Raw genomic sequence first — 25,894 nt, forward strand, 5'->3', positions numbered from 1 at the left:
GCCCGATGACGTCAGGTTATTGTTTAACAACCAGACCTGAATGAAAAAGCATCAGTGATACCGCTCACACAGTTTCGACGTCAGTCAGCAGGTAATTAACCGTTAACGGCATCTTTCAGCGCTTTACCTGCACGGAAGCCAGGAACTTTAGCCGCTGCAATACTGATTTCTTTACCGGTCTGTGGGTTACGGCCGGTACGTGCTGAACGTTCACGCACTGAGAAAGTACCGAAACCAACCAGAGCTACTTCATCCCCAGCTTTCAGGGTGTCAGTTACAGATGCAAGAACAGCATCCAAAACACGTCCCGCTGCGGCTTTAGAAATATCAGCACCGGCAGCAATTTTGTCGATCAATTGTGACTTATTCACTCTTTTCATCCCCTCTTAAAATTCGATCATCACGGCGCATTTTCCCTACGGACGTGACCGCGCTGCTGTTATATCAATCTTGTCAGGGCTATGCAAGCGACTGAAAGCAGCCTGAAACCCTCTGACAGTTGACTAACTTAACGGCACAAAAAAAAGCTGGCAAGTGAGATTTCACCTGCCAGCCTGAGTTTTATTCAACTGTGTAAGTCGAGGTCACTATTTTGCTGCAACCGGCAACGCGCCGTAAGCCGGATTTTGCAGTGCGATGTTCAGAACATCATCAATGCGTTTAACCGGGTGGATCTCAAGATCTGCCAGCACGTTCGCCGGAATTTCTTCCAGATCGCGTTTGTTGTCATCTGGGATCAGAACAACTTTGATGCCGCCACGATGCGCTGCCAGCAGTTTTTCTTTCAAACCGCCGATCGGCAGAACCAGACCACGCAAAGTAATCTCACCGGTCATTGCCACATCCGCACGCACCGGGTTGCCGGTCAGACAAGACACCAGCGCGGTACACATTGCTATACCGGCACTTGGACCATCTTTTGGCGTTGCCCCTTCAGGTACGTGAACGTGAATATCACGTTTTTCGTAGAAGTCAGGGTTAATACCCAGTTTGTCCGCACGTGCACGCACAACGGTCAGCGCAGCCTGAATAGACTCCTGCATGACTTCACCCAGAGAACCGGTGTAAGTCAGCTTTCCTTTACCCGGTACGCAGGCCGTTTCAATGGTCAGCAGTTCGCCGCCCACTTCGGTCCACGCCAGACCGGTAACCTGGCCCACACGGTTTTCGGTGTCAGCACGGCCATAATCGACCTTCTGCACGCCGAGGAAATCTTTCAGATTGTCGCCGTTGATTTCAATGTGCTTGATGTCTTTATCCATCAGCAATTGTTTAACCGCTTTTCGGCAAAGTTTAGACAATTCACGTTCTAAACTACGCACACCCGCTTCACGTGTATAGAAACGGATAATGCCGATAATCGCGCTGTCATCAACAGTCAGTTCGTTCTTCTTAAGCGCATTACGTTCAAGCTGTTTGGGCAAGAGGTGCTGTTTGGCAATGTTCAGTTTTTCGTCTTCGGTGTAACCGGAGAGACGAATCACTTCCATACGATCCAGCAACGGTGCAGGAATGTTCATCGAGTTCGAGGTCGCTACAAACATCACGTCTGACAGGTCGTAATCGACTTCCAGATAGTGATCGTTGAACGCCACGTTCTGTTCAGGATCCAGCACTTCCAGCAATGCTGAAGCCGGGTCACCGCGCATATCAGATGACATCTTGTCGATTTCATCCAGCAGGAACAGCGGGTTTTTCACCCCAACTTTCGCCATTTTCTGAATCAGTTTGCCTGGCATAGAACCGATGTAGGTACGACGGTGACCGCGGATTTCCGCTTCATCACGTACACCACCCAGCGCCATACGCACATACTGACGGCCCGTCGCACGCGCGATGGACTGGCCCAGTGAGGTTTTACCTACACCCGGAGGCCCGACCAGGCACAGGATTGGTCCTTTGATTTTGCTGACGCGTGTCTGCACCGCAAGATATTCAAGGATACGGTCTTTGACACGTTCGAGGCCAAAGTGATCGGTATCCAGAACTTCCTGGGCTTTGCGCAGGTCTTTTTTCACTTTGCTGCGGGCGTTCCATGGCACCTGAAGCATCCAGTCGATATAACCACGAACAACCGTGGCTTCGGCGGACATCGGCGACATCATTTTCAGCTTTTGCAGCTCAGCTTCGGTTTTTTCACGCGCTTCTTTCGGCATTTTAGCCGCTTCGATTTTGCGTTTCAGCGCCTCGTGCTCATCAGGCGTGTCATCCATTTCGCCAAGTTCTTTCTGAATCGCTTTCATTTGCTCATTCAGATAGTACTCGCGCTGGCTTTTTTCCATCTGTTTTTTGACACGATTACGAATGCGTTTCTCAACCTGCAACAGGTCAATTTCCGATTCCATCATCGCCATCAGATATTCCAGACGCTCGGTGATATCAAACATTTCCAGCACGGATTGTTTGTCAGCGAGTTTCAGCGGCATATGTGCAGCGATGGTGTCAGCCAGACGTGCAGCATCTTCAATGCTGTTAAGCGAAGTCAGCACTTCCGGCGGGATCTTTTTGTTCAGTTTGATATAACCTTCAAACTGATTAATCGCTGTGCGAACCAGAACTTCCTGCTCGCGTTCATCCACGGCCGGAGATTCAAGGTATTCGGCCTGGGCAGCAAAATGCTCGCCACTGTCAGAAAGTGTCGTAATACGCGCGCGTTGTAACCCTTCCACCAGCACTTTTACAGTACCGTCCGGGAGCTTCAGCATTTGTAATATTGAGGCTACCGTACCCACGGAGAAGAGATCGTTAACGCCCGGCTCATCGGTTGACGCTTCTTTCTGCGCCACCAGCATGATTTTTTTGTCGTGATCCATCGCGGCTTCGAGGCACCGAATCGATTTTTCCCTGCCAACAAACAACGGGATCACCATGTGCGGATAAACCACCACATCGCGCAGAGGCAATACGGGGATTTCTATGCGTTCAGAACGCTCAGGGTTCATAGAGCTCTCTCTTAGTTTAGCTTCCGCCAGGTTAAGGAAATCTCGTGAAACACGAGTCAGACGGGTTTCAGCAAGTCGTTAACTGAGTATATGGGGATGAATGTCCGACATTCAACGATAAGAATGTGCGAAAAAAAAATGGGGGACAAAATCCCCCATTTCGTGGCTAACTCTCTGGATAGATTGGCTAATTATTCGCCAGATGCTTGTTGTGCTTCTGGTTTGCCATAAATCATCAGAGGTTCTGACTGGCCCGCAATCACGGATTCATCAATCACCACTTTCTCGACATCTTCAAGAGATGGCAGATCATACATCGTATCCAGCAATGCGGCTTCAACGATTGAACGCAGACCACGAGCACCGGTTTTACGGATCATGGCTTTTTTCGCAATCGCGACCAGCGCTTCATCACGGAATTCCAGTTCAACGCCTTCAAGATTGAACAATGCCTGATATTGCTTAGTCAGGGCATTTTTCGGCTCTTTCAGAATTTGAATCAGAGCTTCTTCATTCAGTTCGCTCAGTGTTGCTACGACAGGCAGACGACCAATGAACTCAGGGATCAGACCAAATTTAATCAAATCTTCTGGTTCAGCCTGCGCCAGCAACTGACCCTCTGTTGCTTTCTGCTCTTTGCCTTTCACTTCTGCACCAAAACCGATACCGGTATTGGTATTGATACGCTGACCAATCACTTTATCCAGGCCGGCAAACGCGCCACCACAGATAAACAGGATTTTCGAGGTATCAACCTGCAGGAATTCCTGCTGAGGGTGTTTGCGTCCGCCTTGCGGAGGCACGGCAGCCACAGTCCCTTCAATCAGTTTCAAAAGTGCCTGCTGAACACCTTCACCGGACACGTCACGTGTGATCGATGGGTTGTCAGACTTGCGGGAAATCTTGTCGATTTCATCAATATAAACAATACCGCGTTGCGCTTTCTGTACGTCGTAATCACATTTCTGCAGCAGTTTCTGGATGATGTTTTCGACGTCTTCACCCACATAACCGGCTTCGGTAAGCGTGGTGGCATCGGCCATCGTGAATGGCACATCCAGGAAACGCGCCAGGGTTTCAGCCAGCAGCGTTTTACCGCTACCGGTCGGCCCGATCAGCAGAATGTTGCTCTTGCCTAATTCGATACCGTTGCTGGTATCGCCATTACGCAGGCGCTTGTAGTGGTTGTAAACTGCCACTGCCAGCACTTTCTTCGCAGGCTCCTGACCGATAACATAATCGTCAAGATGCTGACGAATCTCATGCGGTGTCGGTAAAGCGCTGCGTTCACGGTGTGGCGCGACTTCTTTGATCTCTTCGCGAATAATGTCGTTACATAAGTCGACACACTCATCGCAGATATACACTGACGGCCCGGCAATCAGCTTACGAACTTCATGCTGGCTTTTGCCGCAAAAAGAGCAGTACAGCAGCTTTCCTGAACCGTCTTTGCGCTTATCTGTCATCAGTAAACCTCTTCTTTAATATCAGTCCCGAAGCGTAACAAACACTACGGCACGACCCTATTACACAACAGCCGCATCATTGGCTGATGTCTGTTCGTTCCCGTTATCACTCAAAGTGAGCAACGTTTGTTTAACTGGCAAACGCTGCCCCTGAGACATCCTTATGAGTATAACTATAGACCATCAGCCCGGCAGAACTAAGCCGTCAGGCGCGATGGGTAAATACAGAATCGACTAACCCGTACTCTACAGCCTCGTTCGCAGACAGGAAACGATCTCGTTCAGTGTCACGCTCTATTTCTTCGAGAGATTTGCCCGTATGTTTCGCCATCAGCTCATTCATGCGGGATTTCACTTTCAGAATTTCTTTCGCGTGGATCTCGATATCGGTTGCCTGACCCTGGAAACCACCCAACGGCTGATGAATCATCACACGGGAGTTTGGCAGGCAGAAACGTTTGCCTTCAGCACCCGCAGTCAACAGGAATGCACCCATTGAACACGCCTGTCCCATGCATATGGTGCTGACGTCTGGTTTGATAAATTGCATGGTGTCGTAAATCGACATCCCTGCCGTGATCACGCCGCCCGGTGAGTTGATATAAAGATAAATGTCTTTTTCCGGGCTTTCTGCTTCCAGGAAAAGCATCTGGGCAACAATAAGGTTAGCCATATGGTCTTCAACCTGGCCAGTCAGGAAGATGATACGTTCCTTAAGCAGACGGGAGAAGATGTCGTATGAACGCTCGCCCCGCGAAGTTTGCTCAACCACCATGGGTACCAACGCCATGTTTGGTGCAAATTGCTCTCTTTCACCACTGTATGACATAACCGTCTCCTAATAGATTCTGTTTGGCGATCTTTAAAACCGATTCTACTTGAGATAGGCACACATGACTATGCTCAAGCGGCCAAGTCGCCATTTACACGTCTGACGGTCGTTATCAGTCAGATTTTAACTGCAAATTTACCTGGGTTCTTCATTATCAATTGGGGGATTTATCCCCTTTTTTCAAGCCTGACAGAAAATTTCTTTTCTCTTTCACCCCGACCGGGTAGATGAAAGGCCATATTGGTGAAATAGAATGAACAGGTCTACGTGAGCTGTGCTTTATATTGATAAATATAGTGCAAAAACAACAGCCAAAAACAAAAAGATCTGATTTTTAGGAAATAAAAAGCCCGCAGTAAAAACTGCGGGCTTCAGCGTCAAACCTGTAAACAGGTTCAGCAACGTGCAATCAGATTATGCAGGTTGAGTCTGGTTCATCAGCTCAGTAAAGGTGGTGGCTTTTTCAGTCACTTTCGCTTTAGACAACAGAGTTTCGACCGCTTGTTCTTCCAGCGCGACGTTACGCATGTTGTTCATCAGCTCTTTATTTTTGCTGTAGAACTCAACAACTTCCTGTGGATCTTCGTACGCAGAAGCCATTTCTTCGATCAGCGCTTTAACGCGATCTTCGTCTGCTTTCAGTTCGTGCTGGCTGATCACTTCGCCCAACAGCAGACCAACAACGACGCGGCGTTTAGCTTGCTCTTCGAACAACTCGCGTGGCAGTTCCAGCGCTTGTTTTTCGTTGCCACCAAAACGCTGTGCAGCCTGGCGACGCAGAACGTCAACTTCGCCATCGATCAGTGCAGATGGCACGTCGATTTCGTTGGCGCTGACCAGACCGTCAATTGCCTGAGTTTTGATGCGGTTACGTACAGCACCTTTCAGTTCGCGTTCCATGTTTTTACGCACTTCTGCACGCAGACCTTCAACAGAACCATCAGCCACGCCGAAACGTTTGATGAATTCTGGCGTCAGCTCTGGCAACTCACGCTCTTCAACTTTCTTCAGGGTAATTGCGAACTTAGCTGCTTTACCTTTCAGATTTTCAGCGTGGTAATCTTCAGGGAAGTTCACGTCGATAGTGAATTCTTCACCGGCTTTGTGACCGACCAGGCCATCTTCGAAGCCTGGGATCATGCGGCCCTGGCCCATAGCCAGTACGAAATCAGAGGCTTTGCCGCCTTCGAATTCTTCACCGTCGATAGAACCGGAGAAATCAACGGTAACGCGATCTTCGGCAGTCGCTGCAGCGTCAGTTTCTTTCCAGTCAGCTTGTTGCTTACGCAGAGTTTCCAGCATGGTATCAACATCAGCGTCGTTAACTTCAACAACAGGTTTTTCAACTTGGATGTTTTCCAGATCTTTCAGCTCAACTTCCGGGTACACTTCAAATTCTACGGAGAAATTGAAGTCTTCACCCTGCTTGTACTCACCCGGGATGTAGTTAGGTGCGCCAGCTGGATTGATTTTTTCTTTGATGATCGCATCAACAAAGTTGCGTTGCATCAGATCACCCAGTACGTCCTGACGTACTGAAGCGCCATAGCGCTGTTCGATGATGTGGCTTGGTACTTTACCTTTACGGAAGCCGTCAATACGTACTTTTTTAGAGACGTTGATCAGTTCACTGCTCACTGCTTTTTCAATGCTTTCAGCAGGAACAGTAATCGTTACGCGGCGCCCAAGGCCTTGAGTGGTTTCAACAGAAACTTGCATCTTGTTACCTCAAAAAAAAATCACAGTGCTCGGTCAACTCCAGAAGTCGTTCTCAAGATGAGAAGCACAATTGCGCAAACTTACCTTGAAAACGACTTCTAAGAACCGGGACAGTTCTGTTATCAGAACGTAGCCCTGTATTCGAGAGCGTCCGAAACCATTCCGGAAAAATTAGACGCGACATTATAGCGACGCATGCGCACTGAGTCGAGGACGGTATCTCTACGCGCGGGAGGGAAACTCACACGGGACTCGATCCTTCGAAAAATGCGGCCGATGCAAAGGCGTAAACCACCTTGTCGTCTGCCTGTCAGAGGAAAAACAAAAACGGCCCGGGGGCCGTTTCTTGAAATTCGCCTCTACTAATACCGCATCTGGTAAGGAAAGTTCCAGTTTTACCGTATCAAATGCTGATATTTGTACCTTTTGTGAATCAGATCGTCCGTATCAGGCCATTGTGCCTGCGCCGCGGCAAGGGGGGGAGGCAGGAACAGTATCCTGCAAACCCTCCCATTCTTTAAGGGTGTAGGTGTGTAATGCCAAAGCATGCACACTGCCTGCCATCTCTTCTGTTAATTTCCCGTAGATTGCACGATGACGAGCCAGAAAGCGCTCTCCGATAAATTTATCGGAGACCATTACGACTTTGAAATGGCTTTCTGAGCCAGCCGGTACGTTATGACGATAGCTTTCGTCAGTCACTTCCAGGAACGCAGGGGCGAATGCCTCAACTAATTTTGCTTCTATTTGCTCACGGATCATAGCAATCTCCTCACACTGCATCAGCAGAGAACTGCGCCTGTCTGGTACGCGTATGTACTTAAAACTCTCTACATTTAAATAATAGGCTGCTTTGCAGCTCTGCGTTAATCACATTAAAAAATTTATGCAGTTGATTGATAAAAATGGCACTCAGTCTGTCAAAGAAAATGCGGCTTCGCTACGCCGGAGTCAGTGATACTGCATACTTGCTGAAAAAAAACGCTAAATATCCATTTTTACAGATTGTTGGGACTTCCACCCGCAAATGGCGATGTTATGATGTCGGCAAATTTTTGAGCATTACTCCTTTATTAATATTGAGAAAACACACATGTTAAAAAAAATCATTTTCCCGATGCTGGCACTGTTCATGCTGGCCGGATGCGCCACCAGCACTAACACGCTGGATGTCTCCCCGAAAATTGTTCTGCCTTCACAAGATCCAACACTTCAGGGTATCACGATCAGCATCAACGGAGCTGACCAGCGCAAGGATCAGGCACTGGCCAAAGTTAACCGTGACGGCCAGCTGATCTCCCTGACGCCTTCGCGCGATCTGCGTTTCCTGTTGCAGGAATCTCTGGAAAAACAAATGACCGCACGCGGTTATATGGTCGGTGCTGACGGTGCTGTTGATCTGCAGATCGTCGTCAATAACCTGTACGCGGATGTTCAGGAAGGAAACCTGCGTTACAACATCACCACTAAAGCCGATATTTCTATCATCGCTACAGCGAAAAACGGCAGCAAGCAGGTGAAGAACTATCGTTCAACGTATAACGTTCAGGGCGCACTTTCTGCCACCAATGCCAAAATCACCAACGCGGTTAACACCACGCTGGGCGATGTCATCAGCGACATGGCTTCCGACACCAGCATCAGTGACTTCATCAAGGCTAACGCCCGATAAGCTCCGGCTGAAATCTGTGTGACTTAATCTGCCCGGCCTGTCCGGGCAGATTGCTTTTAGAACAAGCATTTCTTCCTTTATTCTCCCCGCTTCCTTTATTATGCCCCTGCTTCACTCTCTCACCGGTTCGCAGGAACACATTTTCATGATCAGTCAGTACTTTAAGATTTTCACGCAACGCAATACCGTCATTTTGCTGCTTCTGGGCTTTGCTTCCGGCTTACCTCTGGCGCTGACGTCCGGCACATTGCAGGCGTGGATGACCGTCGAAAATGTCGATCTGAAAACTATTGGGATTTTCTCGCTGGTCGGCCAGGCCTATGTATTCAAATTTCTGTGGTCGCCGATGATGGACCGCTATACCCCGTCATTCCTCGGGCGTCGTCGCGGCTGGCTGATTCTGACGCAATTGCTGCTGGTCGCGGCGATTTTCGCCATGGGCTTTATGGATCCCGGTAAAGATTTGTTCTGGCTGGCGGCGCTGGCGGTGCTGATTGCCTTTGCGTCTGCTTCGCAAGACATCGTGTTCGACGCGTATAAAACGGATTTACTGCCGCCTGAAGAACGCGGAAACGGTGCTGCAGTTTCCGTACTGGGCTATCGCCTGGCGATGCTGGTTTCCGGCGGGCTGGCGTTGTGGCTGGCAGACCGTTATCTCGGCTGGCAGTACATGTACTGGCTGATGGCGGTGCTGATGCTGATGGGCGTTTTCGCCACACTGATATCGCCGGAACCGCAAAACTCTCAGCCTGCACCGCGCACGATTGAAATGGCCGTCGTGGCACCGCTTAAAGACTTCTTCGGCCGTAACAATGCCTGGCTGATTTTACTCCTCATCGTGATGTACAAAATGGGCGATGCGTTTGCAGGCAGCCTGAGCACGACATTTTTAATTCGCGGCGTTGGGTTTGACGCCGGAGAAGTCGGGCTGGTAAACAAAACGCTCGGTCTGATGGCCACAATTATTGGCGCACTCTTTGGCGGAATGCTGATGCAGCGTCTGAGTTTATTCCGTGCGCTGATGCTGTTTGGTATTTTGCAGGCTGTTTCGAACGCGGGTTACTGGATCCTCGCCATTACAGACAAAGATTTGTATACCATGGGCACGGCGATTTTCTTCGAAAATCTGTGCGGCGGTATGGGGACGGCAGCGTTTGTGGCCCTGCTGATGACACTTTGCAACCGTTCGTTCTCCGCGACACAGTTTGCCCTGCTCTCGGCGCTTTCTGCTGTGGGGCGCGTGTATGTCGGCCCAATTGCCGGCTGGTTCGTGGAAGCTTACGGCTGGCCGTGGTTCTACCTTTTCTCGATTGTCGCAGGCGTTCCGGGGTTGCTGCTGCTGGCCGTTTGCCGCCAGACACTCGAATACACCCAGAAAACAGACACTTTCCTGCCGCGAATTCACTTCGCTAAACTTTACGGTTGGGCGCTGCGCTGTATGCTGGGCGGAAGTTTGCTCCTGGTCGCGTGGCTGGTGACGCTGATTGTAAACAGTTCTGGCTGGGCATCGTGGCACGGTCTCGCCGGGATTTTGCTGGAGGCAGGCGTTTTCGTTTGTCTTATGGGGATTATTTTAGGCAGTTTGCTCGATTTTCTCTCACTCCGGCGCACCGCACGTTCCTGATTTACCGCCATTCATTATGAAAATGAATGGCGCGTTTCATTTAACAATTGATCTATAAATATCACCCAATAAATTTAATTCAGGGAAAATTATATTTGTTGGGATAATTTTTCTCCGGTTCTTTTTGAGCGTTTTATTTCACTTGAAATCTACATTAATTTAACATTAATTAAACCTATCGCCGGGATTATGGACGGCCATAATTATTTGAAAATGTATCACCCCTTGTTTTTCATCACTATAGAAAAAAATCCATACGCAACATATTGTTGCCCACTGTAAATTGTCACGATCCGTGACATGTGTGACTCCGTTAACATAAAGTGTCAACAGCCCTTTGACACTTGTTTAAGCGTGTTTACAGTCCTGCAACCTTCCCGTAAAATGCCCGCACACCTGAAGCGACAATAGAGCCCTAGTTATTGAGGTCGTTAGATGAGACTTAAGAAATACAATAAAAGTATTGGGATGTTGTCCTTATTTGCCTCCGCGTTAATGTTGAGCGGCTGCAATACGGCATTGATGGATCCCAAGGGAGCAATTGGACTTGAGCAGAGAACGCTGATTTTAACAGCGATTGGTTTAATGCTGATCGTCGTTATTCCAGTTATTATCATGGCTTTTGCATTTGCGTGGAAGTATCGTGCTTCCAACACAAATGCTAAGTACAGTCCGGATTGGTCCCACTCCAACAAAATTGAAGCCGTCGTCTGGACTGTTCCAATTATTATCATTGCCATTCTGGCAACGATTACATGGAAAACCACCCACGCGCTTGACCCGTTCAAGCCAATCGTGACTGACCAAAAACCGATGACGGTTGAAGTGGTTTCTCTGGACTGGAAATGGTTGTTCATTTATCCGGAACAGGGCATAGCGACCGTTAACGAACTGGTTATTCCTAAAGATGTGCCTGTTCAGTTCAAAGTCACTTCAGACTCTGTCATGAACTCGTTCTTCATTCCTCAGCTCGGCGGACAGATTTATGCGATGGCCGGTATGCAGACTCAGTTGCACTTGATTGCAAATGAAGCGGGTACCTATAAAGGCATCTCAGCAAGCTTCAGCGGCCGCGGTTTCTCAGGTATGAAGTTCAACACCATCGCGACCCCAACCCGTGCCGATTTCGACACCTGGGTAGCGAAAGTGAAAAGCGCACCGAACCAGCTGGCAACCACTGATGACTTCAACAAACTGGCAGCACAGAGCATCGACAACCCGGTCGAATACTTCTCTGTGGCGAAACCAGGTCTGTTCAAAGAAATCATTGGCAAATACTCCATGCATGACATGAAGGCCGCACCAGAAGGTCATACCATGCCAATGCCTGCAGGCAGCGACATGAAAGGCATGGATATGGGTGGACAGTCTCACGCAGCCGGAGCCGAGGAATAAACGATGTTCGGAAAATTAACGCTTGATTCGGTTCCGTATCATGAACCGATTATCATGGTCACCGTTGCCGCGATTATTATTGGTGGCCTGGCAGTAGTTGCCGGCATCACCTATTTCGGCAAATGGAAATATCTGTGGACCGAGTGGCTGACCTCCGTCGACCACAAAAAATTAGGTATCATGTACATCATTCTGGCTTTCGTCATGCTGTTGCGTGGCTTTGCCGATGCCATCATGATGCGTAGCCAGCAGGTGCTTGCTTCTGCGGGTGAACCTGGCTTCCTGCCGCCTCATCACTACGACCAAATCTTTACAGCGCACGGCGTGATCATGATCTTCTTCATGGCGATGCCTTTCGTAATTGGTCTGATGAACGTCGTGGTTCCTTTGCAAATCGGCGCACGCGACGTGGCATTCCCGTTCCTGAACAACGTCAGCTTCTGGTTCACCGCTGCTGCTGTGGTTCTGATCAACATCTCTCTGGGTGTGGGTGAGTTCGCGCAGACCGGCTGGTTGGCCTATCCGCCGCTGTCAGGTAAGGAATACAGTCCGGGAGTCGGGGTCGATTACTGGATCTGGAGCCTCCAGATATCCGGTGTCGGGACCTTGTTGACCGGTGTTAACTTCTTTGCGACCATCCTGAAGATGCGCGCTCCTGGTATGCCGCTGATGAAAATGCCGGTATTTACCTGGGCCGCACTGTGCACCAACGTGTTGATTATCGTGTCCTTCCCGATTCTGACCGTGACTGTTGCACTGCTGACTTTAGACCGTTATCTGGGCACCCATTTCTTCACGAATGATATGGGCGGCAACATGATGATGTACATCAACCTGATTTGGGCCTGGGGCCATCCGGAAGTGTACATTTTGGTTCTGCCAGTCTTTGGTGTGTTCTCGGAAGTTACCGCAACCTTCTCCAAAAAACGTCTGTTCGGTTACACCTCGCTGGTATGGGCAACCATCGCCATCACTGTGTTGTCGTTCATCGTTTGGCTGCACCACTTCTTCACCATGGGTTCAGGCGCTAACGTCAATGCATTCTTCGGCATCATGACGATGATCATTTCTATCCCGACCGGGGTAAAAATCTTCAACTGGCTGTTCACCATGTATCAGGGCCGTATCACACTCAACGCCGCAATGCTGTGGACCGTTGGCTTCATCATCACCTTCTCTGTGGGTGGTATGACCGGCGTTCTGTTGGCGGTTCCGGGTGCTGACTTCGTGCTGCACAACAGTCTGTTCCTGATTGCCCACTTCCATAACGTTATCATCGGTGGTGTGGTCTTCGGTTGCTTCGCAGGCCTGACTTACTGGTTCCCTAAATCCTTCGGCTTCACGCTGAACGAAAAATGGGGTGTGCGTTCATTCTGGTTCTGGATCATCGGTTTCTTCGTTGCGTTCATGCCACTGTATGCACTGGGCTTCATGGGTATGACCCGTCGCGTCAGCCAGAATATCGATCCTGAGTTCCACCCGCTGCTGGTTGTTGCTGCGTGCGGTGCTGCCCTGATTGCTATCGGTATCCTGTGCCAGCTGATCATGATCTTCGTTTCTGTTCGCGACCGTGACCAGAACCGTGACCTGACCGGTGACCCGTGGGGTGCACGTACTCTGGAGTGGGCAACCTCTTCTCCTCCTCCGTTCTACAACTTCGCTATCGTGCCGCAAATTCACGACCGCGATGAGTTCTGGGACATGAAAGAGAAAGGCACCGCTTACAAACAGCCTGCTAAATATGAACCGATTCATATGCCACGTAACAGCGGCGCCGGTTTCATCATCGCTATGCTGAGTCTGGTTTGTGGTTTCGCATTAATCTGGGATATCTGGTGGTTGGCGGCAGTGAGTTTCGTTGCGCTGGCTGCGACCTGGATTGCGAAAAGCTTCGACGAAGATGTTGATTACTACGTGCCAGTTGAAGAAGTGGAACGTATTGAGAACCAACATTATGAACAAATCCGTAAAGCAGGTGTGAAACATGGCAACTGATACTCTGACTCACCACGATGAGGCCCATGCTGAGCATGGGCACCACGACGCAGGTGCAACCAAAGTCTTCGGCTTCTGGATCTACCTGATGAGTGACTGCATCCTGTTTGCGAGCCTGTTCGCAACGTATGCAGTACTGGTAAACGGGACCGCTGGCGGTCCCTCTGGTAAAGACATTTTTGAACTGCCGTTCGTGCTGGTAGAAACCTTCTGCCTGTTGTTCAGTAGTATTACTTACGGCTTTGCAATGCTGGCCATGAATAAGGGTAACAAAGCAGGCGTTAACGGCTGGTTGTTCCTGACTTTCCTGTTCGGTTTGGGCTTCATCGGGATGGAACTCTATGAATTCCATCACCTGATTGCTGAAGGCTTTGGCCCGCAGCGCAGCGGTTTCCTGTCCGGCTTCTTTGCCCTGGTCGCCACCCACGGTCTGCACGTGACCTGTGGTCTGATTTGGATCCTGACCATGATGGTTCAGGTTGCACGTCGCGGCCTGACAGACGTTAACAAAACCCGCCTGATGTGCCTGAGCTTGTTCTGGCACTTCCTGGACGTGGTGTGGATCTGCGTGTTTACCGTTGTTTATCTGATGGGAGCGATGTAATGAGTCATTCTGCTACTTCCCATGGTGGTGCAAGCCACGGCAGCCTGAAGTCATATGCAATTGGCTTCATCCTGTCGGTTATCCTGACGGTGATCCCGTTTGCTATGGTCATGACTGACACAGCATCACATTCACTGATCCTGGGTACAGTGGTTGCATCCGCTATTATCCAGATCGTTGTCCATCTGGTGTTCTTCCTGCACATGAATACGTCGTCGGAAGAGCGCTGGAACCTGGTGGCGCTTCTGTTCACCGCTGTGATTATCTTTATCGTCGTTGTGGGCTCATTGTGGATTATGTATAACCTCAACCTCAATATGATAGTCAGTTAAAGAGCCGAGCTGCACGTGATGATTAAGCAATACCTGCAAGTAACGAAACCAGGAATTATTTTCGGCAACTTAATTTCTGTCATCGGGGGATTCCTCCTTGCTGCCAAAGGCAGCATCGACTTCCCACTTTTTCTCGCCACACTGGTGGGTGTATCGCTGGTCGTCGCATCGGGTTGTGTATTTAACAACTTCATCGACCGCGACATCGACCGGATCATGGAAAGAACGAAGAACCGGGTCCTGGTGAAAGGGCTTATTCCGCCGAAAACAACCCTGGTTTACGCGACCATTCTGGGTATTGCGGGCTTTGCGTTGTTGTATATCGGAGCTAATCCGCTGGCCATGTGGTTGGCGGTTATGGGCTTTGTGATTTATGTCGGCGTTTACAGCCTGTACATGAAGCGCAACTCGGTTTACGGCACGCTGATCGGCAGCTTGTCTGGCGCAGCGCCACCGGTGATTGGTTACTGTGCTGTTTCCGGCCAGTTTGATACCGGTGCGCTGATCCTGCTTCTGATTTTCAGCCTGTGGCAGATGCCGCATTCGTACGCGATTGCCATCTTCCGCTTCAAGGATTATCAGGCAGCAGGCATCCCGGTTCTGCCGGTGGTGAAAGGTATCTCTGTCGCCAAGCATCATATTACCGTCTACATTCTGGCGTTTATGATTGCAACGCTGATGCTCACGCTGAGCGGCTACGCAGGGTATAAATACCTGATTGTGGCGGCGGCGGTTAGTATCTGGTGGCTGGGCATGGCACTGAGAGGTTATAAAACGGAAAACGACGTGGTCTGGGCGAGAAAATTGTTTGGTTTCTCCATCATCACGATCATGTCGCTCAGCTTCATGATGTCTGTAGATTTTAACTCTACACCGGCATCATTACTGACCTACGTTTGGTAATACAAGCCGGAAGCTTAACCCGCTGAAATCACATTAAAAGGTCAGTAGCGATACTGGCCTTTTCTTTTGGTGAGCCGGTCAGGCAAAACCCGTAATATCTGCTAAAGATCCATCGTTTTACCCAAACTGGCTAAAAGCACTACAATAGCCGGATTGTTATTTTGAGGTAGTAATGTGAACGATAACCAGATGACCCCGCAGGAAAGTCGGGCGACATGGGGGCTAGGGACAGTATTTTCTTTACGCATGCTTGGCATGTTCATGGTCCTGCCGGTCTTAACCACCTATGGCATGAAGCTCTCCGGCGCCAGCGAAACACTGATCGGTATCGCCATCGGTATCTACGGGCTGGCACAAGCCGTTTTCCAGATCCCGTTCGGGCTGCTTTCTGATCGCGTTGGCCGCAAACCACTGATCGTTTTTGGTCTGGTCATCTTTTGTATTGGCAGCATTGTTGCCGCCTCCACCGAATCCATCTGGGGCGTGATCATTGGCCGCGCCCTGCAAGGTTCCGGCGCGATTGCCGCCGCCGTCATGGCTTTACTGTCTGATCTGACGCGTGAACAGAACCGCACCAAAGCGATGGCGTTTATCGGCATTAGCTTCGGGATTACTTTTGCGATTGCGATGGTTCTCGGCCCGATTATTACGCATGCGTGGGGCTTACACGCGCTGTTCTGGGCGATTGCTGCGCTGACTATTTTGGGCATCATTATTACGCTTGCCGTGGTCCCCTCCCCTGCCACGCATATTCTGAACCGTGAATCGAGTATGGTGAAAGGCAGCTTCGGCAAGGTGCTGGGCAACGCCAAACTGCTGAAACTCAATTTCGGCATTCTGTGTCTGCATATCCTGCTGATGTCGAGTTTTGTGGTGTTACCGCAAGTGATGGAACACGCTGGTTTCCCGCCAAGCGAACACTGGCGCGTTTACCTGATCACCATGCTGACGTCTTTCGTTGCCGTTATTCCGGTCATTATCTACGCCGAGAAAAAGCGCCACATGAAGCAGGTTTTCATGGGTTGCGTGGTGGTGCTGTTGCTGGCTGAAATTGTGCTGTGGGCCGCCGGTCTGCATTTGTGGGCTGTGATTGCCGGTATCCAGTTGTTCTTCCTGGCGTTTAACGTGATGGAAGCCATTCTGCCGTCGCTAATCAGCAAAGAATCTCCGGCAGGATACAAAGGCACCGCGATGGGCCTGTATTCCACCAGCCAGTTTATTGGTGTGGCGATCGGCGGGAGTCTGGGCGGATATGTTTTCGGTCACGCCGGTGCCGGTGCGGTCTTCATGGTGTGCGCAGCGATTGCCGTTGTCTGGCTGTTCGTGAGCGCCACAATGAGCGAGCCACCGTATGTCAGCAGCCTGCGTATTACGCTGTCTGAACTGGCGGTGAAAGATTCGGCCCTTCAGGCGCGCATACTGGCTCAGCCGGGTGTGGCAGAAGCCGTGGTGGTTCCGGAAGAGTTCAGCGCTTACGTAAAAGTTGATACCAAAAAGACCAACCGTAAGGCACTCGAACAACTGGTCAGCCTTGCGTGATGTAGGTGACAAAGAAGGTGTGCTCATGAAAATGGCACACCTTTTCATTTTTATGCCCACCGCTGTGATACCCCTCACTTAAAAAATTTCCCCAATCGTTATCCTCAGGAATTCCTTAACAAAAATTTTGTCAGTGATGACGGCCCTATGGCCTTTTGAGGATCCTATGAAAACGTATGCTTTAGTCGGTACCGGCGGACGCTCGGGTTTATACATTGAGGCGATTACCGGCAAATATCGCCACAATGCGAAATTTGTCGCTTTCTGTGACACCAACCAGACGCGTATGGATTATGCGAATCAGCAACTGGAGCAAAGCGGTATTGCCCGGGTCTCCACCTGGAAAGCTTCTGATTTCAATACGATGCTCGACGAAACTAAACCGGATATCGTCATTGTCACCAGCATGGATCGCACGCATGACGACTACATTGTCCGCGCCCTGCACGCCGGTTGTGACGTCATTACCGAAAAACCGATGACCATCGATGAAAACCGGGCACTACGAATTCTTGATGCCGTCGACGCTACCGGTTATCAGGTTCGTGTCGCGTTCAATTACCGCTACGCGCCCCATCACAGCAAAATCCGCGAACTGCTCCAGCAGGAAACCATCGGTGAAGTCCTTTCTGTTCATTTCGAATGGCTGCTCAATACCGAACACGGCGCCGACTACTTCCGCCGCTGGCATCGCGAGAAACGTAATTCCGGCGGTCTGCTGGTACATAAATCCACGCACCACTTTGACCTGATGAATTTCTGGCTTAACAGCACGCCGGAGAAAGTTTATGCGCAGGGCGATTTGCGTTTTTACGGCAAGGAAAATGCCGAGAAGCGCGGCGTAAAAGATTTCTATCCGCGCGCCCACGGCTACAAACAGGCGCAGAATGATCCTTTCGCACTGCATATGGCAGGCAACCCGCAGCTCAAAGCGCTGTACCTCAATGCTGAACATGAAGATAACTATTTCCGCGATCAGAGCGTTTTCAGCGATGGCATCAGTATTGAAGATACGCTGTCGGTGCTGGTCAAATACCAGAACAAAGTGCAGCTGACCTATTCGCTGAACGCTTATCTGCCTTGGGAAGGCCTGAACGTGGTGTTCAACGGGTCGAAAGGCCGTATCGAGATGAAAATTGTCGAGATGTCCTACGTGAACGCGGGTGGTAAAAGGGAGAACGAAGGCAGTATAGAAAAAGCCGAAATCACGGTTTATCCGTTGTTTGCGAAACCGTGGCAGGCGCAGTTCCAGCTGGGCGAAGGCGGTCACGGCGGCGGTGATAATGCGATGCTGGAAGATCTCTTCGGCGAACGCACAGATGATCCGTTAAAACGCGCCGCCGATCACCGTGCAGGCGCTATGTCGATCCTCACCGGGATCGCCGGAAACCTATCAATGCAAACTGACCGGCCGGTTTACTTCAAAGACTTCGAACTGGTTAAACGCCTGTGTCAGAAGAAATAACACCCACAAAAAAGGGACGCGATAAGCGTCCCTGTCGGAATCATAAATAGCCAAGCAATTCGTGTTGTGGAAAGGCGGCAACCGAAGGGATCCGATGAGCTTACACCGGTAAGTGATTCGGATCCCTGAGAGAAGCCAACGCATCCACAGTGCGAAGTGCGACGGCTACTAGTCGCGAAAGTTTTTGAACTGGAACGGCTGGCCGAGATCCCCGTTGCGAATCAGCGCCATGACGGCCTGCAAGTCATCGCGGGCTTTACCGGTGACACGGACTTCATCGCCCTGAACCTGCGCCTGCACCTTAATCTTACTGTCTTTGATCAGCTTGACGATTTTCTTCGCCAGCGCAGATTCAATTCCGGAATGCAGTTTGGCTTCGAGGCTGTAGGTTTTGCCGCTGTGCTCCATCTGCTCAGGAATTTCCAGTGCGCCGCCTTCAATGCCACGCTTGGCCAGCTTTTCACGCAGAATATCCACCAGCTGATTCACCTGAAAATCAGATTCGCTGGCGACTTTAACGCTCTCGTTCTTTTCGTTGAGATCGAAGCTGGCAGGAATGTTACGGAAATCCCAGCGGGTTTGCAGTTCACGGCTGGCATTTTCCACGGCATTGCGCACTTCCTGCATGTCGATTTCGGAAACAATGTCAAAAGACGGCATAATCGCTTCTCCCTGTAGTTTTGTATTGCACGTTTTATGGCGAGCATAATGTCGATGATGGCGTGCATAATACCGCCTTCAACCGTCGATGCCAAACGGCAACAAAAAACCAGCCACACAATGTCGCGATGGTCAAAAAGTGCAGGTGAAAATGTGATGTACAGCACGAATGTCTATACTAATAAGATAACCGGACAGCAGAATATTCTTTCTACAACCGGCTTTAACGGCGGTTTTCGCCACATTCCCCGGGAGGCACAATGAAAATAACAGTTCTTGGTTGTGGTGCGCTGGGGCAACTTTGGCTTTCAGCACTTTATCAGCAAGGCCACGACGTTCAGGGCTGGATACGTATTCCGCAGCCATTTTGTGCCGTCAACGTGATTTCTCCCGAAGGCATCGCCTTTAACCGTAACCTGCCCACCAACGATCCTGAGCATCTGGCGCAAAGTGAATTACTGCTCGTGACCCTGAAAGCCTGGCAGGTTTCCGGAGCCGTCAGCGCGCTGATGCCGATACTTAACGATAATTGCGCGATATTATTGCTGCACAACGGCATGGGAACCGTCGATGAATTACCGCCTAACCGGCTGGCGATTTTGCAGGGCGCAACCACGCACGCGGCGCGCCATGAAGACAACGCCATTCTCCACGTTGCCACCGGTGCCACGCATATCGGGCCCGTTTCGCCGCGCGCTGCGGCGCTGAGTTCTCTGGCAGATGTGCTGCACCACGCGTTGCCGGACGTCGCTTGGCACGACAACATTAAACCGTCGTTGTGGAATAAACTGGCGGTGAACTGTGTGATTAATCCCCTGACTGCCACCTACGATTGTACCAACGGGGATTTGCTGGCGTATGCCGACCAGATTGAACAAATCTGTCAGGAAGTCGCGCAGGTCATGGCGATTGAAGGCGTGGAAATTCACAGCGAATCGCTGCTGAGTTTTGTTTATCAGGTGATTGATTCTACCGCCGCCAATCACTCTTCCATGTTGCAGGACATCCGCAATCAGCGTCACACTGAAATTGATTACATCACCGGTTACCTGCTGCGTCGCGGACGCAAATACGGACTTAATCTGCCGGTCAACACCCGACTATTTGAACAAATTAAAAGAAAGGAAAACGACTATGAGCGCATCGGTTCTGGTCTGCCTGGCACCTGGTAGCGAGGAAATTGAAGCCGTCACCGTGATTGATTTGCTGGTTCGCGCCGGCATCAATGTCACAACCGCCAGCGTTGCGGGGGATGGCAATCTGGAAATCCGCTGCTCACGCGGCGTGCGTATCCTGGCAGACGCCGCGCTGGTGGATGTCGCCGATGACGACCATGACGTTGTTGTTTTGCCCGGTGGCCTTGGCGGCGCGACCTGTTTCAGCGAAAGCCCGCTGCTGGTGGAGAAAGTCCGTCAGATGCGCGTGAGCGGTAAAATCGTGGCGGCCATCTGCGCCGCACCCGCGCTGGTGCTGGAATATCACGATTTATTCCCTGTCGGGAACATGACCGGTTTTCCGGGCCTGAAAGACAAAATCGATCCGAACAAATGGTCCGACCGCCGGGTAATTTTCGATCCGCGTGTAAACCTGCTCACCAGCCAGGGGCCGGGAACGTCCATGGAGTTCGCGCTTAAAATTATTGACCTGCTTCTGGGCAAAACCAAAGCCGCTGAAATTGCCGCACAACTGGTACTGGCGCCGGGTATTTATAACTTCACCGATTAAAGCGCGCGCGAATCCTAATCCGGATGCCGCAAAGCAAAAGGGGCTCAGCGATGCTGAACCCCTTTTTTTATCAGAGCGAATTTTTGTATCAGAGCATAGAACTAGGGGCGATAAACTTTGACGTTGTTAAAGCCCTGCTCTTTCAGGTATAGCGCCTGTAAACGGCTCATCACGCCACGATCGCAATACAACAAATAGGTTTTAGTCTGGTCGAGGTCGCCAAACTGAGTCGCTAGTTTGTAGAACGCCAGAGGTTTAACCTCAACGTTTTCCAGTGTCAGCGGCTGCGCGTCGACTTCATCCGGCGCACGAACATCCAGCACGATATCAGTTGACGTAAATTCAGCGACCGTTTCAACTTCCAGCACGACTTCTGCGGCTTGCGCTGCAATTTCGCGAATATCGACATTTCGCGCTTCGCTGACCACTTTATCCAGCACGCTGAAATCGAACATCGCTTCTTCGGCTTCGATTTTCGCTTTCACGGCTTTCACCGTCGGGCTTTTGGAAATCACGCCACAATATTCCGGCATAGTTTTCGCAAAATCTTCCGTGCCGATTTCACGGGCAATCTTGATAATGTGCTCTTTATCATGAGAAATCAGCGGACGCAGGATCAGCGTGTCAGACACGTTGTCGATCAGGCGTAAGTTGGTCAGCGTCTGGCTGGACACCTGGCCCAGCGCTTCGCCGGTCACCAGCGCCTGCACGCCATAACGTTCAGCAATAGAAGAAGCGGCGCGCACCATCATACGTTTGAGCACCACGCCCATCTGACCGTCTTCCACTTTCTCGAGGATCTCGCCCACAACCGGTTCGAAATCGACAGAGATGAAACGCACGCGGTGTGAGCTGCCAAAACGGTTCCACAGATAATGTGCTACCTGTTTCACGCCAATTTCATGCGCCGCGCCGCCCAGATTGAAGAAGCAATAATGCACACGACAGCCGCGACGCATCAACATATAACTGGACACACCGGAGTCGAAACCGCCGGAAATCAACGACATCACGTCTTCCTGCGTGCCGATCGGATAACCGCCCTGACCTTCGAGACGGCTTTTCACCAGCACCAGTTTGTCGTCGTTGATTTCCAGTTTCACCGTCACCTGTGGCGCGGTCAGGCTAACTTTTGCCGATTCGATATGCTGGTTAAGACCGCCACCGATGTAACGTTCTGCTTCGGTCGAAGAAAAATCATGTTTACCGCGACGCTTAACACGCACGCAGAACGTTTTTCCTTCCACTTCAGCACGATACGCTTCCAGGGTTTGTTCGAAAATATGGTGAAGATCCGTGTAAGGACGGTCTTCCACTTCTTCGACATAACGGATACCCGGAATACGGCAGAGTAATTCCTGAATCAGGTCGTGTTTGCTTTCGTCTTTGCTGCGAACTTCGATATGATCCCAGTGGCGGACTACTGCCAGCGTCTCATCATGCGGTCGCACCACGTTGCGAATGCTGCTTGAGAGGATCTTAATGAAGCGCAAACGCACAGATTGGCTCTTGATGGTGATTTCAGGGAACAATTTAATGATAAACTTCATGGCAGTCTTTTGTTAGCGGGTGAAAAAACGGGGTAGTAAGTCGCTGAATAAGGATCTAGGATCCTATTATTGCTAAGCCAGATGTATGTTATGTGTCACATTAGGCTTAGCAATAATATCTGCGGCGCAGAGTATATCACTTAAAATGCGTACTCTGTGCACAAAACCCAACAGCAGATGTCATGCTGAACAGGAATGTCTCTCGAGGCTGAAAACCAGCTCTGCGGCTCAGGCCTCTGATCATCAATTCTGATCAACGATATCAAAAGAGAATTATGCCAAAAAAATCTGCACCACCTGCCAATTTTGAAACGGCCCTGGCCGAACTGGAACAGATCGTTTCCCGCCTTGAATCTGGCGAGTTGCCTCTGGAAGATGCGCTGAACGAATTTGAACAAGGCGTCCAGCTGGCACGTCAGGGGCAGCAAAAACTGCAGCAGGCAGAGCAGCGTGTTCAGATCCTGCTCGACAGTGATAATGATGCCCCGCTGACCCCTTTCACCCCGGAAGCAGAGTAACTGGTCATGTCTGAAGCGATCTCCTTATCTTCTTCTGACAGCTTTACTGGCGAACTTCGTGCCATGCAAAAGCGTGTCGATGGCGTTTTGACGGCCTACGTCAGCGCGCAACCTCTTGCGGATTTACCGCTGGTAGACGCGATGCGCTACGGCTCGCTGCTGGGCGGAAAACGTCTGCGCCCGTATCTGGTGTATGCCAGCGGTCAGCTGTTCAGCCTCGATTTGAAAAATCTGGATGCACCTGCGGCGGCGGTAGAATGCGTTCATGCATATTCCCTGATCCACGATGATTTGCCTGCGATGGACGACGACGATTTGCGCCGTGGTCAGCCGACCTGCCACATTAAATTCGGCGAAGCCAATGCCATTCTTGCCGGTGACGCACTGCAGACACTGGCATTTTCGATTCTCGCCGATGGCGATATGCCGGACGTGGCCGTGAAAGATCGCCTGTCGATGATTTCCGAACTGGCCAGCGCCAGTGGAGCCAGCGGCATGTGCGGCGGTCAGGCTTTAGATTTGGCCGCCGAAGGTCAGCAGGTTAATCTTGAAGCGCTGGAAAAAATCCACCGTCACAAAACTGGTGCGCTGATTCGCGCCGCCGTGCGCATGGGCGCACTGGCTGCCGGTGAATCCGGACGCGCCGTGTTGCCCATCCTCGATAATTACGCACAGGCGATTGGTTTAGCGTTTCAGGTTCAGGACGATATTCTGGATGTGATTGGCGATACCGCCACCCTGGGCAAACGTCAGGGCGCGGATCAACAACTCGGTAAAAGTACTTACCCGGCCCTGCTGGGCCTGGATGGCGCAAAAGCCAAAGCGATGGATCTGTATCAGGAAGCCGTTTCCGCACTGGATCAGCTGGCTGCACTTTCTTACAACACAGCGCCACTTCTCGCGTTAGCCAGCTTTATCATTGAACGCGATAATTAAACTTACTATGAGCAACTGATGAGTCTTGAATTAGCCAAATACCCGACACTGGCGCTGGCGGAGAATCCAGAAGATCTCCGCTCACTCCCAAAAGAGAGCTTACCCAAGCTCTGTGACGAACTGCGTCAATATTTATTGGCCAGCGTCAGCCAGTCCAGCGGACACTTTGCGTCCGGTTTGGGAACGGTAGAACTGACCGTCGCCATGCATTATGTCTACAACACGCCCTTCGACCATGTGGTCTGGGATGTGGGCCATCAGGCCTATCCGCACAAGATTCTGACCGGCCGCCGCGAACGCATTTCCACCATCCGCCAGAAAGGCGGGCTGCATCCGTTCCCGTGGCGCGGCGAAAGCGAATACGACACGTTGTCCGTGGGTCACTCCTCGACGTCCATCAGTGCCGGTCTGGGCATGGCCGTTGCCGCCGAGCGTGAAGGCAAAGGCCGCCGCACCGTTTGCGTGATTGGCGATGGCGCAATCACTGCCGGGATGGCTTTCGAGGCCATGAACCACGCGGGCGATATCAAACCGGACATGCTGGTTATCCTCAATGATAACGAGATGTCGATTTCCGAAAACGTCGGGGCGTTGAACAATCATCTGGCGCAGTTGCTGTCCGGAAAGCTGTATTCGCGTCTGCGTGAAGGCGGTAAAAAAGTTCTGTCCGGCCTGCCGCCGATTAAAGAGCTGGTACGTCGTACTGAAGAACATCTGAAAGGCATGATGGTGCCGGGTACGCTGTTTGAAGAGCTGGGCTTTAACTATATTGGCCCGGTTGACGGACACGATGTGGTGGCGCTGGCGCAAACGCTGAAAAACATGCGCGAGCTGAAAGGCCCGCAATTGCTGCACATCATGACCAAAAAAGGCAAAGGCTACGCGCCGGCGGAAAAGGATCCGATCAGTTTCCACGCCGTGCCGAAATTCGATCCGGCTTCAGGCACGTTGCCAAAAAGCAAAGAAGGCCTGCCAACCTACTCCAAAATCTTTGGCGACTGGCTGTGCGAAACAGCGGCCAAAGACAGCAAACTGATGGCAGTTACGCCTGCGATGCGCGAAGGCTCCGGCATGGTGCGCTTCTCGCGTGAATATCCGCAGCAGTATTTCGACGTTGCGATTGCTGAACAGCACGCGGTGACGTTTGCCGCCGGTCTGGCTATTGGCGGCTACAAGCCGATTGTCGCGATTTACTCGACGTTCCTGCAACGCGCGTACGATCAGGTGATCCACGATGTGGCCATCCAGAATCTGCCGGTGCTGTTCGCCATTGACCGTGGCGGCATCGTCGGGGCCGATGGCCAGACGCATCAGGGCGCTTTCGACTTGTCCTTCCTGCGCTGCATTCCGAACATGACCATCATGACGCCAAGCGATGAAAACGAATGTCGCCAGATGCTGCATACCGGTTATCACCATAACAGCGGCCCGGTAGCAGTGCGTTATCCGCGTGGTAACGGCACGGGCGCCACCTGCGAACCGCTGGCGTCGCTGCCAATTGGCAAAGGCGTTGTGCGCCGTGAAGGCGAGAAAGTGGCCATCCTGAACTTCGGTACTTTACTGCCGGACGCGCTGGCAGCAGCTGAAAAGCGTAATGCCACCGTCGTGGATATGCGTTTTGTCAAACCGCTGGACGAAGCCCTGATTCAGGAACTGGCGGCCAGCCATGAAGTACTGGTGACGCTGGAAGAAAACGCCATTATGGGCGGTGCGGGCAGCGGCGTAAATGAACTGCTGATGTCCAAACGCATTCTGGTGCCAGTGCTTAATATCGGCCTGGCGGACAGCTTTGTTCCGCAAGGCACACAGGACGAAATCCGTCACGATCTGGGGCTGGACGCCGAAGGCATCGACCGTCAGATCACCGACTGGCTGGCCTGATCCTTTTCCCCTCTTTCGGCCTGAAAGAGGGGATTTTCCTTTCTAACTTTTTCCACCGTCACCCAATCCTGCCGTTCAGTAAGCTACAGTTATAGCGTGCTAATCATTTTCACGATTTTCTGACTTCAATTCATCC

At 51.1% G+C, this 25,894-nt stretch carries 23 protein-coding genes; 15 read left to right on the plus strand and 8 right to left on the minus strand.

From position 1 onward, the window contains the following. Window positions 1-95: 95 nt before the first annotated feature. The 6 genes from hupB to bolA all read right to left on the minus strand — a co-directional run bounded on the left by hupB (window position 96) and on the right by bolA (window position 7,721). Window positions 96-371, minus strand: a complete 276-nt coding sequence (gene hupB / locus ACLBVC_RS02970; protein ID WP_013576637.1) for a nucleoid-associated protein HU-beta — start codon at window positions 369-371, stop codon at window positions 96-98. Between the two features lie 216 nt (window positions 372-587). Further along, entirely contained in the window at window positions 588-2,942 is a 2,355-nt protein-coding gene (lon, locus tag ACLBVC_RS02975; RefSeq protein WP_410147962.1) for an endopeptidase La, read from the minus strand. 191 nt (window positions 2,943-3,133) lie between these two features. Continuing rightward, on the minus strand, window positions 3,134-4,408 hold the full coding sequence (gene clpX, locus ACLBVC_RS02980; RefSeq protein ID WP_410147963.1) for an ATP-dependent protease ATP-binding subunit ClpX: 1,275 nt from the start codon (window positions 4,406-4,408) through the stop codon (window positions 3,134-3,136). 205 nt (window positions 4,409-4,613) lie between these two features. Then, window positions 4,614-5,237, minus strand: coding sequence for an ATP-dependent Clp endopeptidase proteolytic subunit ClpP (gene clpP, locus ACLBVC_RS02985; RefSeq protein ID WP_104923067.1), 624 nt, complete (start codon window positions 5,235-5,237; stop codon window positions 4,614-4,616). Between the two features lie 417 nt (window positions 5,238-5,654). Next, entirely contained in the window at window positions 5,655-6,959 is a 1,305-nt protein-coding gene (tig, locus tag ACLBVC_RS02990) for a trigger factor (RefSeq protein WP_410147964.1), read from the minus strand. 447 nt (window positions 6,960-7,406) lie between these two features. Then, window positions 7,407-7,721, minus strand: coding sequence for a transcriptional regulator BolA (gene bolA, locus ACLBVC_RS02995; protein WP_410147966.1), 315 nt, complete (start codon window positions 7,719-7,721; stop codon window positions 7,407-7,409). A 331-nt stretch (window positions 7,722-8,052) separates the two neighbouring features. Here bolA and ACLBVC_RS03000 point away from each other — a divergent pair, with 331 nt between their 5' ends. The 9 genes from ACLBVC_RS03000 (at window position 8,053) to ACLBVC_RS03040 (ending at window position 18,488) form a co-directional block, all read left to right on the plus strand. Next, on the plus strand, window positions 8,053-8,631 hold the full coding sequence (locus ACLBVC_RS03000) for a lipoprotein (protein ID WP_410147967.1): 579 nt from the start codon (window positions 8,053-8,055) through the stop codon (window positions 8,629-8,631). A gap of 145 nt (window positions 8,632-8,776) precedes the next feature. Beyond that, window positions 8,777-10,255, plus strand: a complete 1,479-nt coding sequence (gene ampG, locus ACLBVC_RS03005) for a muropeptide MFS transporter AmpG (protein ID WP_410147968.1) — start codon at window positions 8,777-8,779, stop codon at window positions 10,253-10,255. Window positions 10,256-10,690: 435 nt separating this feature from the next. After that, window positions 10,691-11,650: a cytochrome o ubiquinol oxidase subunit II gene (gene cyoA / locus ACLBVC_RS03010; protein WP_195814311.1), complete on the plus strand. Its 960-nt coding sequence runs from the start codon at window positions 10,691-10,693 to the stop codon at window positions 11,648-11,650. A 3-nt stretch (window positions 11,651-11,653) separates the two neighbouring features. Next, window positions 11,654-13,645 (plus strand): cytochrome o ubiquinol oxidase subunit I, encoded by a 1,992-nt coding sequence (gene cyoB / locus ACLBVC_RS03015; protein WP_410147969.1) that lies wholly within the window; start codon window positions 11,654-11,656, stop codon window positions 13,643-13,645. Then, the gene (locus tag ACLBVC_RS03020) at window positions 13,635-14,249 is read left to right on the plus strand and encodes a cytochrome o ubiquinol oxidase subunit III (RefSeq protein WP_195814313.1); all 615 of its coding nucleotides are present in this window, start codon (window positions 13,635-13,637) and stop codon (window positions 14,247-14,249) included. The genes cyoB and ACLBVC_RS03020 overlap by 11 nt, the downstream gene beginning before the upstream one ends. Further along, window positions 14,249-14,581, plus strand: a complete 333-nt coding sequence (locus ACLBVC_RS03025) for a cytochrome o ubiquinol oxidase subunit IV (RefSeq protein WP_410147970.1) — start codon at window positions 14,249-14,251, stop codon at window positions 14,579-14,581. Before ACLBVC_RS03020 ends, ACLBVC_RS03025 begins: the two co-directional genes overlap by 1 nt. Window positions 14,582-14,599: 18 nt before the next feature. Further along, window positions 14,600-15,484: a heme o synthase gene (cyoE, locus tag ACLBVC_RS03030; protein ID WP_410147972.1), complete on the plus strand. Its 885-nt coding sequence runs from the start codon at window positions 14,600-14,602 to the stop codon at window positions 15,482-15,484. Window positions 15,485-15,658: 174 nt separating this feature from the next. Continuing rightward, on the plus strand, window positions 15,659-17,023 hold the full coding sequence (locus ACLBVC_RS03035) for an MFS transporter (RefSeq protein ID WP_410147973.1): 1,365 nt from the start codon (window positions 15,659-15,661) through the stop codon (window positions 17,021-17,023). Window positions 17,024-17,189: 166 nt separating this feature from the next. Further along, entirely contained in the window at window positions 17,190-18,488 is a 1,299-nt protein-coding gene (locus ACLBVC_RS03040) for a Gfo/Idh/MocA family protein (RefSeq protein ID WP_410147974.1), read from the plus strand. Window positions 18,489-18,656: 168 nt separating this feature from the next. Here ACLBVC_RS03040 and ACLBVC_RS03045 read toward each other — a convergent pair whose 3' ends face one another. After that, the gene (locus ACLBVC_RS03045; RefSeq protein ID WP_101075481.1) at window positions 18,657-19,148 is read right to left on the minus strand and encodes a YajQ family cyclic di-GMP-binding protein; all 492 of its coding nucleotides are present in this window, start codon (window positions 19,146-19,148) and stop codon (window positions 18,657-18,659) included. A gap of 48 nt (window positions 19,149-19,196) precedes the next feature. Here ACLBVC_RS03045 and ACLBVC_RS03050 point away from each other — a divergent pair, with 48 nt between their 5' ends. From ACLBVC_RS03050 to yajL, 3 genes are read left to right on the plus strand one after another with little or no spacing between them, the layout of a single operon-like run. Further along, window positions 19,197-19,412: a hypothetical protein gene (locus tag ACLBVC_RS03050; RefSeq protein WP_410147976.1), complete on the plus strand. Its 216-nt coding sequence runs from the start codon at window positions 19,197-19,199 to the stop codon at window positions 19,410-19,412. Then, window positions 19,409-20,320, plus strand: a complete 912-nt coding sequence (gene panE, locus ACLBVC_RS03055) for a 2-dehydropantoate 2-reductase (RefSeq protein WP_410147977.1) — start codon at window positions 19,409-19,411, stop codon at window positions 20,318-20,320. Before ACLBVC_RS03050 ends, panE begins: the two co-directional genes overlap by 4 nt. Next, window positions 20,283-20,873 carry a protein deglycase YajL gene (gene yajL / locus ACLBVC_RS03060; RefSeq protein ID WP_410147979.1) on the plus strand — a complete coding sequence of 197 codons (591 nt, stop codon included), beginning with the start codon at window positions 20,283-20,285 and terminating at the stop codon, window positions 20,871-20,873. The genes panE and yajL overlap by 38 nt, the downstream gene beginning before the upstream one ends. A 101-nt stretch (window positions 20,874-20,974) precedes the next feature. Here yajL and thiI read toward each other — a convergent pair whose 3' ends face one another. Then, window positions 20,975-22,423: a tRNA uracil 4-sulfurtransferase ThiI gene (gene thiI, locus ACLBVC_RS03065; RefSeq protein ID WP_410147980.1), complete on the minus strand. Its 1,449-nt coding sequence runs from the start codon at window positions 22,421-22,423 to the stop codon at window positions 20,975-20,977. Between the two features lie 275 nt (window positions 22,424-22,698). Between thiI and xseB the strand changes: the two genes are divergently transcribed. Genes xseB through dxs form a run of 3 tightly spaced genes read left to right on the plus strand, consistent with a single transcriptional unit; the run spans window position 22,699 to window position 25,758 of the window. Next, window positions 22,699-22,941, plus strand: a complete 243-nt coding sequence (gene xseB, locus ACLBVC_RS03070) for an exodeoxyribonuclease VII small subunit (protein WP_013576657.1) — start codon at window positions 22,699-22,701, stop codon at window positions 22,939-22,941. A gap of 6 nt (window positions 22,942-22,947) precedes the next feature. Continuing rightward, on the plus strand, window positions 22,948-23,877 hold the full coding sequence (gene ispA, locus ACLBVC_RS03075; RefSeq protein ID WP_195814320.1) for a (2E,6E)-farnesyl diphosphate synthase: 930 nt from the start codon (window positions 22,948-22,950) through the stop codon (window positions 23,875-23,877). 18 nt (window positions 23,878-23,895) lie between these two features. Continuing rightward, window positions 23,896-25,758, plus strand: a complete 1,863-nt coding sequence (gene dxs, locus ACLBVC_RS03080; RefSeq protein ID WP_195814321.1) for a 1-deoxy-D-xylulose-5-phosphate synthase — start codon at window positions 23,896-23,898, stop codon at window positions 25,756-25,758. The last annotated feature ends 136 nt before the right edge of the window (window positions 25,759-25,894 follow it).

The organism is Rahnella selenatireducens, from assembly GCF_046449555.1.
GTDB lineage: Bacteria > Pseudomonadota > Gammaproteobacteria > Enterobacterales > Enterobacteriaceae > Rahnella > Rahnella selenatireducens.

Excerpts from the sequence above, each read along its gene's own strand:
- thiI (WP_410147980.1), bottom strand. The coding sequence starts at position 22,423 with ATGAAGTTTATCATTAAATTGTTCCCTGAAATCACCATCAAGAGCCAA.
- dxs (WP_195814321.1), top strand. The coding sequence starts at position 23,896 with ATGAGTCTTGAATTAGCCAAATACCCGACACTGGCGCTGGCGGAGAAT.
- cyoE (WP_410147972.1), top strand. The coding sequence starts at position 14,600 with ATGATTAAGCAATACCTGCAAGTAACGAAACCAGGAATTATTTTCGGC.
- cyoB (WP_410147969.1), top strand. The coding sequence starts at position 11,654 with ATGTTCGGAAAATTAACGCTTGATTCGGTTCCGTATCATGAACCGATT.
- ACLBVC_RS03040 (WP_410147974.1), top strand. The coding sequence starts at position 17,190 with ATGAAAACGTATGCTTTAGTCGGTACCGGCGGACGCTCGGGTTTATAC.
- bolA (WP_410147966.1), bottom strand. The coding sequence starts at position 7,721 with ATGATCCGTGAGCAAATAGAAGCAAAATTAGTTGAGGCATTCGCCCCT.
- ACLBVC_RS03045 (WP_101075481.1), bottom strand. The coding sequence starts at position 19,148 with ATGCCGTCTTTTGACATTGTTTCCGAAATCGACATGCAGGAAGTGCGC.
- ACLBVC_RS03050 (WP_410147976.1), top strand. The coding sequence starts at position 19,197 with ATGTCGATGATGGCGTGCATAATACCGCCTTCAACCGTCGATGCCAAA.
- ampG (WP_410147968.1), top strand. The coding sequence starts at position 8,777 with ATGATCAGTCAGTACTTTAAGATTTTCACGCAACGCAATACCGTCATT.
- xseB (WP_013576657.1), top strand. The coding sequence starts at position 22,699 with ATGCCAAAAAAATCTGCACCACCTGCCAATTTTGAAACGGCCCTGGCC.
- clpX (WP_410147963.1), bottom strand. The coding sequence starts at position 4,408 with ATGACAGATAAGCGCAAAGACGGTTCAGGAAAGCTGCTGTACTGCTCT.
- yajL (WP_410147979.1), top strand. The coding sequence starts at position 20,283 with ATGAGCGCATCGGTTCTGGTCTGCCTGGCACCTGGTAGCGAGGAAATT.
- ACLBVC_RS03025 (WP_410147970.1), top strand. The coding sequence starts at position 14,249 with ATGAGTCATTCTGCTACTTCCCATGGTGGTGCAAGCCACGGCAGCCTG.
- ACLBVC_RS03020 (WP_195814313.1), top strand. The coding sequence starts at position 13,635 with ATGGCAACTGATACTCTGACTCACCACGATGAGGCCCATGCTGAGCAT.
- tig (WP_410147964.1), bottom strand. The coding sequence starts at position 6,959 with ATGCAAGTTTCTGTTGAAACCACTCAAGGCCTTGGGCGCCGCGTAACG.
- cyoA (WP_195814311.1), top strand. The coding sequence starts at position 10,691 with ATGAGACTTAAGAAATACAATAAAAGTATTGGGATGTTGTCCTTATTT.
- ispA (WP_195814320.1), top strand. The coding sequence starts at position 22,948 with ATGTCTGAAGCGATCTCCTTATCTTCTTCTGACAGCTTTACTGGCGAA.
- clpP (WP_104923067.1), bottom strand. The coding sequence starts at position 5,237 with ATGTCATACAGTGGTGAAAGAGAGCAATTTGCACCAAACATGGCGTTG.
- panE (WP_410147977.1), top strand. The coding sequence starts at position 19,409 with ATGAAAATAACAGTTCTTGGTTGTGGTGCGCTGGGGCAACTTTGGCTT.
- lon (WP_410147962.1), bottom strand. The coding sequence starts at position 2,942 with ATGAACCCTGAGCGTTCTGAACGCATAGAAATCCCCGTATTGCCTCTG.
- ACLBVC_RS03000 (WP_410147967.1), top strand. The coding sequence starts at position 8,053 with ATGTTAAAAAAAATCATTTTCCCGATGCTGGCACTGTTCATGCTGGCC.